This is a genomic window from Hydrogenophaga sp. (genome assembly GCF_051858985.1).
In the GTDB taxonomy this organism is placed as follows: domain Bacteria; phylum Pseudomonadota; class Gammaproteobacteria; order Burkholderiales; family Burkholderiaceae_C; genus Hydrogenophaga.
Map to the genome: position 1 here is coordinate 80,908 of NZ_JBHYGM010000002.1, position 14,262 is coordinate 95,169.

A 14,262-nucleotide genomic window follows, 5' to 3' on the forward strand; every position below is an offset into this window, starting at 1 on the left:
CCAGGTATCAGGGTGTTTTCCCCGGGGATGAGGCGATGAACCTGCGATTCGTCGAAGCCTTCTACTGGGTGGCCTCGCTCAAGAGCGTCACGCGCGCCGCGGAAAAGCTCTACCTCACGCAATCCGCCATGTCCAGTCGCATCGCTGCACTGGAAGAGGAACTGGGCGTGCTGCTGCTCGACCGGCGCGACAAGCAGTTTCGCCTGACGGTGGCCGGCACGCGCTTCTTCACGTACGCACAACGCCTGCTGGAACTGCAGCGCGAGGCCAAGTCCGAGATGGGTCGGGGAGCGCCGCTGGCGGTCTCGCTGCGCATCGGCGCCATCGAATCGGTGCTGCATTCCTGGCTCATTCCCTGGATCGAGAAATTGCGTGCCGAGCATCCGGGCCTGGCCCTGGAGCTCACGGTGGAGACCACGCCGATCCTCGTGGAGCAGGTACAGCGTGGCACGCAGGACCTGGTGTTCGCCGCGCTGCCGGCGGCGGCCGATGGCGTGCGCAGCCGCAGCCTGCCATCGATGGAGATGGTGTTCATGGGGCACGCGGCTCGCCACCGCAAGCGCCGCTACAGCCTGGAGGACCTGGCTGCCATGGAGCTGCTCACCTTCCAGCGCGGCTCGCACCCGCATGTGGCCTTGCTCGACCTGTACCGCCATGCGGGCCTGGAGCCGGGGCGGGTGCACACCATCTCGTCGATTTCGGCCATGGTGCAACTGGTGCAGGGCGGCTTTGGCGTGGCGACCTTGCCGCTCCATGCGGTGCGCCGCATGCAGAACTACCCGGACCTGCGCGCCCTGGCCTGCGACACTGCGCTTCAGCCGCTGCCGATCCACGCCAGCTACCGGACCGACCCCACCACCGACGCGGTGGAGACGGTGGTGAAGTCCGCGCTGACCTTTGTCGAGTCGCTTCGTGCACCATCGGGGCGCGCAGCGCCCCGTTCCAGAGCATCGAAAAAATCGATGAGCTAAGCGAAATATTTTGAATTTGAACTGAACACACCCGCACTCCACAATCCGCCCAACGTCATCACGGTGACATGCGGATTCATGAGGAGTTGCGGTGGATTCAGTTTCGGACATGGCACAGGCGGCGCGCGAAAGCGCAGGCAAGGCGCGTGAGCGCATCCGCCAGGGCCATTGGACTTCACACACCAGCGGCCTGGCCGACGAGCACGTGCAGGGCAACGTGGTGATCCTGCCCCAGACGCTGGCGGGCGACTTTCTTCGCTATTGCCAGCGCAACCCCAAGCCTTGCCCGTTGCTGGCGGTGTCCGAACCGGGCGAGTTCAGCCTGCCTTCGCTGGGGGCCGACATCGACATCCGCACCGACGTGCCGCGCTACCGCGTCTGGCGCCACGGCGAACTGATCGACGAGCCCACCGACATTGCGCCGCTGTGGCGCGACGACCTGGTCACCTTCGTCATCGGCTGCTCGTTTTCCTTCGAGCAGGCCCTCATGGAGGCCGGCCTGCCGCTGCGCCATGTGGAGCAGGGGCGCAACGTGGCGATGTACCGCACCAGCATCCCCACCGATGCGGCCGGCCCCTTCAGCGGTCCGCTGGTGGTGACCATGCGCCCGCTGCGCGCGGCCGCAGTCATTCGCGCCGTGCAGGTCACCTCGCGCTTTCCCAACGTGCATGGAGCGCCGGTGCACATCGGCGATCCGGCGCTGATCGGCATTGCCGACCTGGCCCGTCCCGACTACGGGGATGCGGTGGAGGTGATGCCCGATGAACTGCCCGTGTTCTGGGCCTGTGGCGTGACGCCGCAGGCCGCGATCCAGCAGGCCCGCCCCGAGTTCTGCATCACCCACGCCCCCGGCGCGATGCTGATCACCGACCTTCTCAACCACCAGCTAGCCAGTTTCTGAACCAGGAGCCACCGATGAAAAAGATGATGTTCTGCCTCTCCGCCGTCGCGTTTGCCTGTGCCGCCTCGGCCCAGACCAAATGGGATCTGCCCACGGGATATTCGGCCAACAGCTTCCAGACGCAGAACGTGCAGCAGTTCGCCAACGAGGTGGACCAGGCCACGGGCGGCAAGCTCAAGATCACGCTGCACCCCGGTGGTTCGCTCTACAAGGCCAACGAGATCAAGCGCGCCGTGCAGACCGGGCAGGTGCCGGCGGCGGAATTCATCCTCTCGGGCGCGGCCAACGAAAACCCCCTGTTCGGCGTGGACTCGATTCCTTTCCTCGCCACCAGCTACAGCGCAGCGCGCCGGCTGTATGAAGCCGCCAAGCCGGCGCAGGACAAGCTGCTGGCCTCGCAGGGCATGAAGGTGCTCTTCAGCGTGCCGTGGCCCGGCCAGTCGCTGTATTCGATCAAGCCGGTGAACAGCCCGGCCGATCTGGCAGGCACCAAGATGCGCGCGTACAACCCCGCCACCACCCGCATCGCGCAGTTGCTCAAGGCGCAGCCGGTCACCATTCAACTCGCCGAACTGCCACAGGCGCTGGCCACGGGCGGCGTGCAGAACTTCCTGACGTCCAGCGCCAGCGGGGTGGAGAGCAAGCTGCACGAGCAGGTGAAGTATTTCTATCCCGTGAGCGCCTGGCTGCCGCGCAATGCCACGGTGGTGAGCCAGAAGGCGTTCGACGCCCTGGACAAGCCCACGCAGGACGCCGTGCTCAAGGCCGCTGCCGCTGCCGAGCAGCGCGGCTGGGTCACCAGCGAACGGCTGGATGGCGAGTTCATCAAGGAACTCGGGGCCAAGGGCATGACGATCGCGGCACCCTCGGACAGCATCAAGAAAGAACTGGCGGCGATTGGCGATGCCATGACGGCCGACTGGATCAAGACCGCCGGGCCCGAGGGCCAGGCCATCGTCGACGCCTTCCGCAGCCGCTGAGCGCGCCGGCCCGTGGCGGGTGACTGCATCCGCCACGCCTCTTCCCTCCCGACCCTTTCAATCGAACCAGGAGCGTGCGGTGGCTCGACTCGTCTCGACTTTCTACCAGGGCCTGCTGTTCCTCTCCTGCCTGTCGATGGTGGCCGCGTTCTGCACGGTGCTGCTCGGTGTGGTGGCGCGCGAGGTGCAGTGGGACATTCCGGGCCTGGACGCCTATGCCGGCTACGCCATCGCGTGCTCCCTGTTCCTGGCCCTGCCGTCCACGCTTCGGCAGGGTGAGCACATCCGCGTGACGCTGGTGCTGGACCGCCTGCCGGCGACGGCGCGTGCGGTGCTGGAATGGACCTGCCTTCTGCTCGGGCTGGCGATCGCGCTGGCACTGGCCTGGTACGCCGTGCGACTGGCCTGGGTGTCGTGGACCACGCACGACGTGTCGTCCGGGGCCGATGCCACGCCGCTTTGGATCCCCCAGATCGGCATGGTGCTCGGATGTGCCGGGTTTGCGCTGGCGTTCGCGCAGGCCTTGCTCATGCGCTGGAACGGCCGGCAGTTCATCGCGTCCGGCGCCGAAGCCGGGCGCACCGAATGACCACTTTCCAGGAAACGCCATGGATGTCCTGATCGCTGTTGCCTTGATGGCGCTGCTCTTCATTCTGCTGGGCTCGGGCCTCTGGATCGGCCTCTCGCTGCTGGGTGTGGCCTACATCGGCATGGAGCTGTTCACCTCGCGACCGGTGGGCGACAGCATGATGCTCACGATCTGGGGGGCGACATCGAGCTGGACGCTCACTGCGCTGCCGCTGTTCCTGTGGATGGGTGAGATCCTGTTCCGCAGCAAACTCTCGGACGACATGTTCAAGGGCCTCGCGCCGTGGCTGGACCGGCTGCCCGGGCGCCTCTTGCACACCAACGTGGTGGGCTGCACGATCTTCGCGGCCATCTCGGGTTCGTCGGCCGCCACCTGCGCGACCATCGGCAAGATCACCCTGCCCGAACTCAAGAAACGCGGCTACCCGGACGACATTGCGATTGGAACGCTGGCCGGCGCGGGCACGCTCGGGCTGCTCATTCCTCCCTCGATCATCATGATCGTGTACGGCGTGGCGGCCAATGTGTCGATCGCCAAGCTGTTCCTGGCGGGCGTGCTGCCCGGTCTGATGCTGGCGGTGCTGTTCATGGGCTACATCATGGTTTGGGCGCTGCTGAACAAGGACAAGGTCCCTGCGGCGGACGCGCCGACCACGTTCGTGCAGAAGCTGCACGCTTCGCGCCACCTGATTCCGGTGGTGTCGCTGATCGGCCTGGTGCTGGGTGGCATCTACAGCGGCATCGCCACCGCCACCGAGGCGGCCGCGCTGGGCGTGGGCGGAGCGCTGCTGCTGGCCAAGGTGGAAGGCTCCCTGAACTGGACGCGTTTCAAGGAAGGACTGGTGTCGGCCTGTCGCATCTACTGCATGATCGGTCTCATCCTGGCCGGCGCGGCCTTCCTCACGCTGGCCATGGGTTTCATCGGCCTGCCGCGTCATCTCGCCGAATTCATCGGCGCGCTGCAGCTGTCCCCGTTTGCGTTGATGCTGCTGCTGGTGGTGTTCTTCATCGTGCTGGGCTGTTTCCTCGACGGCATCTCGATGGTGGTGCTCACCATTGCGGTGCTGCTGCCGACCGTGGAGGCCGCCGGTTTCGACCTCATCTGGTTCGGCATCTTCATCGTGCTGGTCGTGGAGATGGCGCAGATCACGCCCCCGGTGGGCTTCAATCTGTTCGTCATTCAGGGGCTCACCCGGCGCGAGGTCACCTGGATCGCGCGCACCGCGCTGCCTCTTTTCTTCCTCATGATGGTGGCTGTGCTCATCACCTACTTCGTGCCCGACGTGGTGCTGTGGCTCCCAAGGCACATGCAGGGCTGAACGGCCTGCCGCGTCAATCAACGTTAAAGTCCCTCACCATGCAAGACAAGACTTCTCCGCTGGGCAGCCGCTGGCAGTTCTGGATCGACCGCGGCGGCACCTTCACCGACATCGTGGCCAAGCGGCCAGATGGTGTTCTCGTCACCCACAAACTGCTCTCGGAGAACCCCGAGCAATACCGCGATGCGGCCGTGGCCGGCATCCGCCACCTGCTGGGCCTCAAGGCCGGCGAGCCGGTGACGCCCGAGCAGGTGGAGTGCGTGAAGATGGGCACCACCGTGGCCACCAACGCACTGCTTGAACGCAAGGGCGAACGCACCCTGCTCGTGACCACGCGAGGGTTCCGCGACGCGTTGCGCATTGCTTACCAGAACCGGCCGCGCCTGTTCGACCGGCGCATCGTGTTGCCCGAGCTGCTGTACAGCGACGTCATTGAAGCGCAGGAGCGCCTGGGCGCGCAGGGCGACGTGCTGCAGCCGCTGGATGAGATGGCGTTGCGGACCGATCTTCAGGCCGCCCACGCGAGGGGCTTGCGCAGCGTGGCCATTGTCTTCATGCACGGCTACCGCTTCACCGCGCACGAAGCCGCCGCGGCCCGCATCGCTCGCGATGTCGGCTTCACCCAGGTGAGCACTTCGCACGAGACCAGCCCGATGATGAAGTTCGTCAGCCGGGGCGATACCACGGTGGTCGATGCCTACCTTTCGCCGATCCTGCGCCGCTATGTGGAACAGGTGGCCAGCGAGATGCCGGGCGTCAAGCTGTTCTTCATGCAGTCCTCCGGCGGGCTGACCGATGCGCACGCCTTCCAGGGCAAGGACGCCATTCTTTCCGGCCCGGCCGGCGGCATCGTCGGCATGGCGCGCACCGCGCAACTGGCGTTTTCAGACGCCGCCGCCAAGGGCGGTTCGGTGAAGGTGATCGGCTTCGACATGGGCGGCACCTCCACCGACGTGTCGCACTTCGCGGGAGAGTTCGAGCGCGAGTTCGAGACGCAGGTGGCGGGCGTGCGCATGCGCGCGCCCATGATGAGCATCCACACCGTGGCTGCGGGCGGCGGTTCCATTCTGGCGTTCGATGGCGCGCGTTTCCGCGTCGGACCAGAAAGCGCCGGAGCCAACCCGGGGCCGGCCAGCTACCGGCGCGGTGGGCCGTTGGCGGTGACCGATGCCAATGTGATGACCGGCAAGATCCAGCCGCAGCATTTCCCGAAGGTGTTCGGTCCGCAGGCCAACGAATCGCTCAGCCTCGACGCGGTGAAGGCAAAGTTCGGTGAACTCGCGCAGCAGACCGGCCGCCAGGCCGAAGAAGTGGCCGAAGGCTTCATCAACATCGCCGTGCAGCAGATGGCCAACGCCATCAAGAAGATCTCGGTGGCGCGCGGCTACGACGTGACGCGCTACACCTTGCAGTGCTTTGGCGGAGCCGGCGGGCAGCACGCGTGCCTGGTGGCCGATGCGCTGGGCATGACGCGCGTGTTCGTGCATCCGCTGGCCGGCGTGCTCAGCGCCTACGGCATGGGCCTGGCCGATCAGAACGTGATCCGTGAGCAGGCGGTCGAACTCCCGCTGGTGGCCGAATCGCTGCCCACGGTGGTGGACAAGCTCGATGCGCTGGCCGCCACCGCACAGGCCGAGCTGGGCAGCCAGCAGGTGAACGCCGGGGCGGTGCAGGTGCATCGGCGCGTTCACGTGCGCTACGAGGGCAGCGATGCCGCGCTGGTGGTGCCGTTTGGCGACCTTGCCACCGTGCAGGCCGGATTCGAGGCCGCCTACCGCCAGCGCTTCGCCTTCCTGATGCAGGGCAAGAGGCTCGTGGTGGAGGCGGTGTCGGTGGAAGCGGTGGTGGCGGGCGATGCGCCGCATGAGCCACGGCACGACACGCACGAGCCCCGCGAAGTGCCGCGCCGCGAGACGGTGCGCATGTACTCGGGTGGCCAGTGGTTCGACGCCGCGCTGGTGGTGCGCGAGGACCTGCGGCCGGGCGATGTGATCCCCGGGCCGGCGATCATTGCCGAGAAGAACGCCACCACCGTGGTGGAACCGGGGTGGGAAGCCGTGCTCACGGCGCTCGATCACCTCGTGCTGGACCGCCGCATTCCCCGCACCACCGCGTATGCGGTGGGCACCACGGTGGATCCGGTGTTGCTGGAGGTGTTCAACAACCTCTTCATGAACATCGCCGAGCAGATGGGCCTGCAACTGCAGAACACCGCCTATTCCGTGAACATCAAGGAACGGCTGGATTTCTCCTGCGCCCTGTTCGATGCCGAAGGCAACCTGATTGCCAACGCGCCGCACATGCCGGTGCACCTGGGCTCCATGGGCGAGAGCATCAAGACGGTGATCCGCGAGAACTCAGGCCGCATGCAGCCGGGCGACGTGTATGTCCTCAACGACCCGTACCACGGCGGCACGCATCTGCCCGATGTGACCGTGATCACGCCGGTGTACCTGGGCTCGGCCGGCCCGGACAAGCCGCTGTTCTATGTGGGCAGCCGTGGCCACCACGCCGACATCGGCGGCGCCACACCAGGCTCCATGCCACCGTTCTCCACGCGCATCGAGGAGGAGGGCGTGCAGATCAACAACGTGAAGCTGGTGGACCGCGGTGTGCTGCGCGAGGCCGAGATGGTGGCCCTGCTGCAGAGCGGCGAATACCCGTCGCGCAATCCACAGCAGAACATGGCCGACCTCAAGGCGCAGATCGCGGCCAACGAAAAGGGCGTCCAGGAACTGCGCAAGATGGTCGAGCAGTTCGGGCTGGACGTGGTGCAGGCCTACATGCGCCACGTGCAGGACAACGCCGAAGAGTCGGTGCGCCGCGTCATCACCCGGTTGAAGGACGGGCACTACACCCTGCCGCTGGACAACGGCGCGCAGATCCAGGTGGCTGTGCGCGTCAACACCGAGCAGCGCAGCGCCGAGATCGACTTCACCGGCACGTCGGCACAGCAGCTCAACAACTTCAACGCGCCCACCGCGGTGTGCATGGCGGCCGTGCTCTACGTGTTCCGCACGCTGGTGAACGACGACATACCGCTCAACGCGGGTTGCCTCAAGCCCTTGAAGGTGATCATCCCTCCGGGCTCCATGCTCAACCCGAATCCGCCGGCCTCGGTGGTGGCGGGCAATGTGGAAACCTCCAGCTGCATCACGAATGCGCTGTACGGCGCGTTGGGCGTGATGGCGGCGAGCCAGTGCACCATGAACAACTTCACCTTCGGCAACGCAGCGCACCAGTACTACGAGACCATCTCGGGCGGCAGCGGTGCAGGCGAGGGCTTCGACGGCACGAGCGTGGTGCAGACCCACATGACCAACTCCCGCCTCACCGACCCCGAGGTGCTCGAGTTCCGGTTCCCCGTCCGGCTGGAGAGCTACGAGATCCGGGAGGACTCCGGTGGTGCGGGGCGGTGGCAAGGTGGACACGGCGGCGTGCGCCGCGTGCGCTTCCTCGAAGACATGACGGCCAGCATCCTTTCCAACGGACGACTGCACGGCGCCTTCGGGATGGCCGGCGGACATGCTGGGCAGGTGGGTATCAACCGGGTGGTGCGGGTCGATGGCTCGGTGGAGGAGCTGGCCCACATCGGCCAGGCCGAGATGAAGCCCGGCGACATCTTCGAAATCCACACACCAGGCGGTGGTGGATATGGCGAGGCGTAGTCAGAGCTCTTCTACGCGCCGCGCCGGGTAGCTGTCCCAGGCCTGGCATCCCGGACACTGCCAGAAATGCTGGCGTGCTTCGAAGCCGCAGGCGGCGCAGCGGTAGCGCCGCAGTGGCGCGCTGGCTTGTTCCAGCGAGAGCTTCACGCGCTCTTGAGCCACAGGGTCCGACAACGTTTCACCCGCCAGCCATTGGGTGGTGATCACCAGCGACGGCTCGCGCGCGAGATGATCCAGGTAATGCCCCCGCATGTTGGCGGGGCTGGCGCTCAGGCCGGCCAGGGCTTCGGTGATGTCGATGGAAGGTGCGCGCGACTGGGCTTCCTCCAGCAGCCGGATCGCCTCGGCCTGTTGACCAGTCTGGCGGGCGAGATCGGCCAGCGCAGCGGCCGCGAGCGGCATGCCTTGTGGCGCATGCTTGTGCAGTTTGCGCAACGCCTCGAAAGCACCCGGGGCGTCGCCTCGCAGGGACTTCTGGGCCGAGAGCGCCATCCATCCGCGCGCAAGCTGCGGCGCCCGTCTCACCGCCTCCTCGAGCAGTTCGATCGCTCTGGCCTGGTCGCCGCCGCGCTGGGCCAGTTCGGCCTCTTCGCAAAGGTAGTGCGACAGCCGGCCCGAGAAGCTGCCCTGTTCGGCTTCTTCCAGTTTCTGAGCGATCTCCTTTGCCCGTGGCCAGTCCCGCGAGCGTTCGTAGATGCCCAGCAGCGCAAGCAGCGCTTCGCCTTCAAAGGCCGATCCCTCAAGCTTGTGCAGTGCGGCTTCGGCCCGATCCAGCAGGCCCGCCTTCAGAAAATCCAGCGCGAGCGCGTGCTGGGCGCGATCGCGGTCCTTGCGGCTGATGTCTGCGCGGGAAAGCAGATGCTCGTGCACGCGCACCGCGCGGTCGTAGTCGCCGCGCCGGCGAAACAGGTTCCCCAGTGCAAAGTGCAGTTCAGCGGTGTCGGGGTCGCCCTGCACCGCCTCGATGAACGCGTCGATGGCCTGGTCCTGCTGCTCGTTGAGCAGGTGATTCAACCCGCGGAAGTACGCCTTGGGCGCCTGGCGGCTTTCCATCCGCCATTGGCGCAAGTCCAGCCGGGACGCGGCCCAGCCCATGGCAAAGGCCAGCGGCAGGCCCCACAGCAGCCAGGTGAAATCAAAGTCCATGCCGGCGGTCGTTCGGGTCGGGGAGCAGCGTGGAATCTGCGTCAAAGGCCGTGCTGGCCAGCACGGAGTTGGTGGCAGCCTGGCGTCGCACCTTCTTGGCGCGCAGCCACAGCGGAAGCATCACGGCCACACCGAGAAAGACGCCCGCCACCAGCGCCACCAGGATCACCAGCACCAGCGGCGCCTGCCAGCTCGCGCCGAAGAACAGGTGCAGCGTCACGCTTTCCTGGTTGTTCAGTGCGAAGGCGAACAGCACAAAAAAAATGGCTGCGTTGAGCAGCCACATCAGGTATTTCACGTCGTCCCCTTTGTGGTGGGGCGATTGTAGCGATCAGGTCGCCACCGCAGCGTCGTCACTCCGGCTTGGCGGGGTCGCGTCCCAGGATCTCGGCGGTCTTGGCATCCACCTGTTCGCGCAGGGCCTTGCCCGGTTTGAAGTGGGGCACGCGCTTCTCCGGGATCATCACGCTTTCGCCCGAACGGGGATTGCGGCCGATGCGAGGTGAGCGTCGATTGACAGAGAAACTGCCAAAGCCCCGGATCTCGATCCGGTGTCCCTTCACCAGGGCATCGCCCATGGCGTCCAGGATGGCCTTCACCGCGAATTCGGCGTCACGGTGCGTGAGCTGGCCGAAGCGGCTGGCAAGGGCTTCAACGAGGTCGGAGCGTGTCATGTCTGGGGGGCAGCGCGTGGGTATCGGCCGCCGGTCGAAGAAGCGTCAAGCAGGGGTCTCCCCGCTCGACGCCCTTCGCCGGGCGCCCGATGGCTCCGATCAGCCGTTGTTGTCCAGCTTGGCGCGCAGCAGGGCGCCCAGGCTGGTCGTGCCAGCGTTCTCGCGGGAAGACTGCTGGCTCAGGCTGGCCATGGCCTCCTGCTGGTCGGCGGCATCCTTGGCCTTGATGGACAACTGGATGTTGCGCGTCTTGCGGTCGATGTTCACCACCACGGTGGTGACTTCGTCGCCTTCCTTCAGCACGTTGCGCGCGTCTTCCACGCGGTCGCGGCTGATTTCGCTGGCGCGCAGGTAGCCCAGCACGTCTTCACCCAGGTCGATCTCGGCGCCCTTGGCGTCCACGGTCTTCACCTTGCCGGTGACGATGGAACCCTTGTCGTTCACCGACACGAAGGTCGTGAACGGGTCGCCGTCGAGCTGTTTGATGCCCAGGGAAATGCGCTCGCGCTCCACGTCGATGGCCAGCACGATGGCTTCGACTTCCTGGCCCTTCTTGTAGTTGCGCACGGCGGCTTCGCCGGTTTCGTTCCACGACAGGTCGGACAGGTGCACCAGGCCGTCGATGCCGGCAGCCAGACCCACGAACACGCCGAAGTCGGTGATCGACTTGATCGGGCCCTTGACGCGGTCACCACGCTTGGTGGCCTCAGCAAACTCGTGCCAGGGATTGGCACGGCACTGCTTCATGCCCAGCGAGATGCGGCGCTTGTCTTCGTCGATGTCGAGCACCATGACTTCGACTTCGTCGCCCAGCGACACCAGCTTGCTCGGCGCCACGTTCTTGTTGGTCCAGTCCATTTCGGAGACGTGCACCAGACCTTCGATGCCCGGCTCGAGTTCCACGAACGCGCCGTAGTCGGCGATGTTGGTGATCTTGCCGAACATGCGCGTGCCCTGCGGGTAGCGGCGCGAAACGCCCATCCATGGGTCGTCGCCCATCTGCTTCAGGCCCAGCGAGACGCGGTGCTTCTCGGTGTCGAACTTGAGGATCTTGGCGGTGATTTCCTGGCCCGCCGTGACCACTTCGCTCGGGTGACGGACGCGGCGCCATGCCATGTCGGTGATGTGGAGCAGGCCGTCGATGCCGCCGAGGTCGACGAACGCACCGTACTCGGTGATGTTCTTGACCACGCCGTGCACGATGGCGCCTTCCTTCAGCGTGTCCATCAGCTTGGCGCGCTCTTCGCCCATCGAGGCTTCCACCACGGCGCGGCGGCTCAGCACCACGTTGTTGCGCTTGCGGTCGAGCTTGATGACCTTGAATTCCAGGGTCTTGTTTTCGTACGGGGTCAGGTCCTTGGTGGGACGGCTGTCGACCAGCGAGCCCGGCAGGAAGGCGCTGATGCCGTTGACCATGACCTTGAGGCCACCCTTGACCTTGCTGGAGGTCGTGCCGGTGACGAATTCACCGGACTCGAGGGCTTTCTCGAGGGACATCCAGGACGCGAGGCGCTTGGCCTTGTCGCGCGAGAGCAGCGTGTCGCCGAAACCGTTTTCGACGGAGTCGATGGCAACCGCCACGAAGTCGCCCACCTGCACTTCGAGTTCACCCTGGTCGTTCTTGAATTCGGCCAGCGGCACATAGGCTTCCGACTTCAGACCGGCGTTGACCACCACGTGGCTGTGTTCGATGCGAACGACCTCGGCGGTGATGACTTCGCCCGAGCGCATTTCAGCGCGTTTGAGGGACTCTTCGAACAGGGCGGCAAAAGATTCAGACATTGAATTTCCTAAAACCATTCGGCGTCGGTGCAACAACCACGGGTGAGCGGCTGGAACGGATGCGGCGCTTGAACGGTGTTGACATTGCAGCGTGAAACGCCGCGGGGTTAAGTGAAACAACCTTCCGGCATGCGGGCTGGGAACGCCCGGCGGTGCCTTCTGGACCAATGTGATGTCTTCAGGAGCCTGAAAACACCGTCCTGCCTTGCCACCATGTCAGCACCTGCTGCACCGATTGCTCGATGTCCAGCCCGGAGTTGTCCAGTTGCAAGGCATCTTCTGCGGGCTTGAGGGGTGCATGCAACCGGGAGGCATCCCGTTGATCGCGCGCCCGCAGGTCCGCCAAAAGACTGTCGATGTTAGCAGCAATTCCCTTTGAAATCAACTGCTTATGGCGCCGTTCGGCGCGTTGTTCGGCCGAAGCCGTCAGAAACACCTTGAGGGGGGCGTCGGGAAAGATCACGGTGCCCATGTCACGGCCGTCGGCCACCAGGCCGGGGAGACGTCGAAAGCCATGTTGCAGGCCCAGAAGGGCGTCGCGCACCGCCTGAACAGACGACACCCGCGAGGCAGCCATACCGGCGCCTTCGGACCGCACGGCATCGGTGACGTCCTCCCCGTCCAGCAGGGTGCGCTGGTGCTCGAACCGCACATCCAGCCCGGCCGCCAGTTCACCCAGGCGCCTGGCCAGATCGGGGTTTCTGATGGCGTCGTCCGATGTGGACAGCCCGGCGCTGGCCGCCGCCAGACCCACCAGCCGGTACAGCACGCCCGAGTCGAGGAGGTGGTATCCCAGGCGGTCGGCCACTTCGGCCGACAACGTGCCTTTGCCCGAAGCGCTTGGCCCGTCCACACAGATGACCGGTATGTGGCGAGTTCTGGCCTGGCACACGTCAAACAGGGTCTCGAAAAAGTCGGGGAAGGTCTTTCCCACGCACTTGGGGTCTTCGATTCGGATTGGCAGGCTCGCAGGATTGAAAGCGGCCAGCGAGAAGCACATGGCCACGCGGTGGTCGTCGTAGGTGTGGATGGGCTGCGTGCGCCAGTCCGCAGGGCTGGATGGCGGTGTGATGCGGATGTAGTCAGCGCCTTCCTCCACCGTGGCGCCGAGCTTGTGGCATTCGTTGGCCATGGCAGCGATGCGGTCGGTTTCCTTCACGCGCCAGCTCGCGATGTTGCGCAGTGTGGTCGTGCCCTGGGCGTACAAGGCCATCACCGCCAGCGTCATGGCGGCGTCCGGGATGTGGTTGCAATCCAGGTCGATGGCCTTCAGCGGCCAGGCGCCGCGCCGGATGTGGAGACGGTTGGCCTCGCCCGAGATGTCGGCGCCCATGAGGCGTGCCGCCTCGACGAACCGGATGTCGCCCTGGATGGATGCAAGGCCCACACCCTCGATGGTGATGCCGTCTGTGTCCTTCGTGGCAGGCGCGAGCGCGCCGAGAGCGATGAAGTAGCTGGCAGACGAGGCGTCGGCCTCCACGGCGATCTGGCCGGGCGACTGGTAGCGGCTGCCAGCGGGGATGGTGAAACGTTGCCAGCCATCACGCTGGACGCGCACGCCAAAGCGCTCCAGCAGGTTGAGGGTGATCTCGATGTAGGGGCGGGAGATGAGTTCGCCCACCACTTCAATGACGATGTCATCCGTTTGGGAGACCAGTGGCAATGCCAGCAGAAGTGCGGTCAGGAACTGGCTGGAGACATCGCCGCGCACGCGGATGGGCTCGTCCAGATTCAGCCGATGCTTGGCTCCGTCGCCCAGCCGCAGGGGCGGATAGCCTTCCCGTGCCAAGCACTGCACCGGGCAACCGAGCTGGCGCAGCGCGTCCACGAGATCGCCGATGGGGCGCTCGTGCATGCGGGCCACGCCCTTGAGTTCGAAGGAACCGCCGTGGCGTGCGGCCAGCAGCGCGAGCGAGGCGCTCAGCGGGCGCATGGCTGTGCCGGCATTGCCCAGAAACAGACCCGCTTCGCTCACCGGCAACTCCCCGCCGAGTCCGTGCACGCGCAGGCCGCCATGCGCGAGGGGCTCGATGCGGCAACCCAGTTGAGCGAGCGCTTCGAGCATGACGCGCGTGTCGTCAGAATCGAGGAGGTCCAGCACATCGGTGTGCCCCGTGCTCAGTGCAGCGAGCAGCAGCACGCGGTTGGAGATGCTTTTGGAGCCTGGCAGGCGAACGCGGCCACCGGCACTGCAAAGCGGCGGGATGTCGAGGTGGTCGATGGAGTACATGCG

General features: G+C 65.8%; 11 protein-coding genes. 6 read left to right on the forward strand and 5 right to left on the reverse strand.

Annotated elements, in window-relative coordinates:
* Window positions 1-35 precede the first annotated feature (35 nt).
* From ACTIEY_RS06795 to ACTIEY_RS06820, 6 genes are all read left to right on the forward strand, one after another.
* Window positions 36-971, forward strand: coding sequence for a LysR family transcriptional regulator (locus ACTIEY_RS06795; protein WP_439518362.1), 936 nt, complete (start codon window positions 36-38; stop codon window positions 969-971).
* Window positions 972-1,080: 109 nt separating this feature from the next.
* The gene (locus tag ACTIEY_RS06800) at window positions 1,081-1,872 is read left to right on the forward strand and encodes a putative hydro-lyase (RefSeq protein ID WP_439519416.1); all 792 of its coding nucleotides are present in this window, start codon (window positions 1,081-1,083) and stop codon (window positions 1,870-1,872) included.
* A 14-nt stretch (window positions 1,873-1,886) separates the two neighbouring features.
* Window positions 1,887-2,852 carry a TRAP transporter substrate-binding protein gene (locus tag ACTIEY_RS06805; RefSeq protein ID WP_439518363.1) on the forward strand — a complete coding sequence of 322 codons (966 nt, stop codon included), beginning with the start codon at window positions 1,887-1,889 and terminating at the stop codon, window positions 2,850-2,852.
* A gap of 79 nt (window positions 2,853-2,931) precedes the next feature.
* Window positions 2,932-3,441 (forward strand): TRAP transporter small permease, encoded by a 510-nt coding sequence (locus tag ACTIEY_RS06810; protein ID WP_439518364.1) that lies wholly within the window; start codon window positions 2,932-2,934, stop codon window positions 3,439-3,441.
* A gap of 19 nt (window positions 3,442-3,460) precedes the next feature.
* On the forward strand, window positions 3,461-4,759 hold the full coding sequence (locus tag ACTIEY_RS06815) for a TRAP transporter large permease (RefSeq protein WP_439518365.1): 1,299 nt from the start codon (window positions 3,461-3,463) through the stop codon (window positions 4,757-4,759).
* A gap of 38 nt (window positions 4,760-4,797) precedes the next feature.
* Complete coding sequence (locus ACTIEY_RS06820) at window positions 4,798-8,427, forward strand: hydantoinase B/oxoprolinase family protein (protein ID WP_439518366.1); 3,630 nt, start codon at window positions 4,798-4,800, stop codon at window positions 8,425-8,427.
* Here ACTIEY_RS06820 and lapB read toward each other — a convergent pair whose 3' ends face one another.
* The 5 genes from lapB to ACTIEY_RS06845 form a co-directional block, all read right to left on the reverse strand.
* Window positions 8,428-9,573, reverse strand: a complete 1,146-nt coding sequence (gene lapB / locus ACTIEY_RS06825; RefSeq protein ID WP_439518367.1) for a lipopolysaccharide assembly protein LapB — start codon at window positions 9,571-9,573, stop codon at window positions 8,428-8,430. It abuts the gene before it with no gap.
* Complete coding sequence (locus ACTIEY_RS06830) at window positions 9,563-9,871, reverse strand: lipopolysaccharide assembly protein LapA domain-containing protein (RefSeq protein ID WP_439518368.1); 309 nt, start codon at window positions 9,869-9,871, stop codon at window positions 9,563-9,565. Before ACTIEY_RS06830 ends, lapB begins: the two co-directional genes overlap by 11 nt.
* Before the next feature lie 55 nt (window positions 9,872-9,926).
* Window positions 9,927-10,247 (reverse strand): integration host factor subunit beta, encoded by a 321-nt coding sequence (locus tag ACTIEY_RS06835; RefSeq protein ID WP_086124302.1) that lies wholly within the window; start codon window positions 10,245-10,247, stop codon window positions 9,927-9,929.
* A 99-nt stretch (window positions 10,248-10,346) separates the two neighbouring features.
* Window positions 10,347-12,029: a 30S ribosomal protein S1 gene (gene rpsA, locus ACTIEY_RS06840; RefSeq protein ID WP_439518369.1), complete on the reverse strand. Its 1,683-nt coding sequence runs from the start codon at window positions 12,027-12,029 to the stop codon at window positions 10,347-10,349.
* 178 nt (window positions 12,030-12,207) lie between these two features.
* Window positions 12,208-14,259, reverse strand: coding sequence for a bifunctional 3-phosphoshikimate 1-carboxyvinyltransferase/cytidylate kinase (locus tag ACTIEY_RS06845; protein WP_439518370.1), 2,052 nt, complete (start codon window positions 14,257-14,259; stop codon window positions 12,208-12,210).
* Window positions 14,260-14,262: the final 3 nt, after the last annotated feature.

What these genes read in the sequence shown, in the direction of transcription:
- ACTIEY_RS06795 (WP_439518362.1), top strand. Translation starts at nt 36, where the DNA reads ATGAACCTGCGATTCGTCGAAGCCTTCTACTGGGTGGCCTCGCTCAAG.
- ACTIEY_RS06800 (WP_439519416.1), top strand. Translation starts at nt 1,081, where the DNA reads ATGGCACAGGCGGCGCGCGAAAGCGCAGGCAAGGCGCGTGAGCGCATC.
- ACTIEY_RS06805 (WP_439518363.1), top strand. Translation starts at nt 1,887, where the DNA reads ATGAAAAAGATGATGTTCTGCCTCTCCGCCGTCGCGTTTGCCTGTGCC.
- ACTIEY_RS06815 (WP_439518365.1), top strand. Translation starts at nt 3,461, where the DNA reads ATGGATGTCCTGATCGCTGTTGCCTTGATGGCGCTGCTCTTCATTCTG.
- ACTIEY_RS06820 (WP_439518366.1), top strand. Translation starts at nt 4,798, where the DNA reads ATGCAAGACAAGACTTCTCCGCTGGGCAGCCGCTGGCAGTTCTGGATC.
- lapB (WP_439518367.1), bottom strand. Translation starts at nt 9,573, where the DNA reads ATGGACTTTGATTTCACCTGGCTGCTGTGGGGCCTGCCGCTGGCCTTT.
- ACTIEY_RS06835 (WP_086124302.1), bottom strand. Translation starts at nt 10,247, where the DNA reads ATGACACGCTCCGACCTCGTTGAAGCCCTTGCCAGCCGCTTCGGCCAG.
- rpsA (WP_439518369.1), bottom strand. Translation starts at nt 12,029, where the DNA reads ATGTCTGAATCTTTTGCCGCCCTGTTCGAAGAGTCCCTCAAACGCGCT.
- ACTIEY_RS06845 (WP_439518370.1), bottom strand. Translation starts at nt 14,259, where the DNA reads ATGTACTCCATCGACCACCTCGACATCCCGCCGCTTTGCAGTGCCGGT.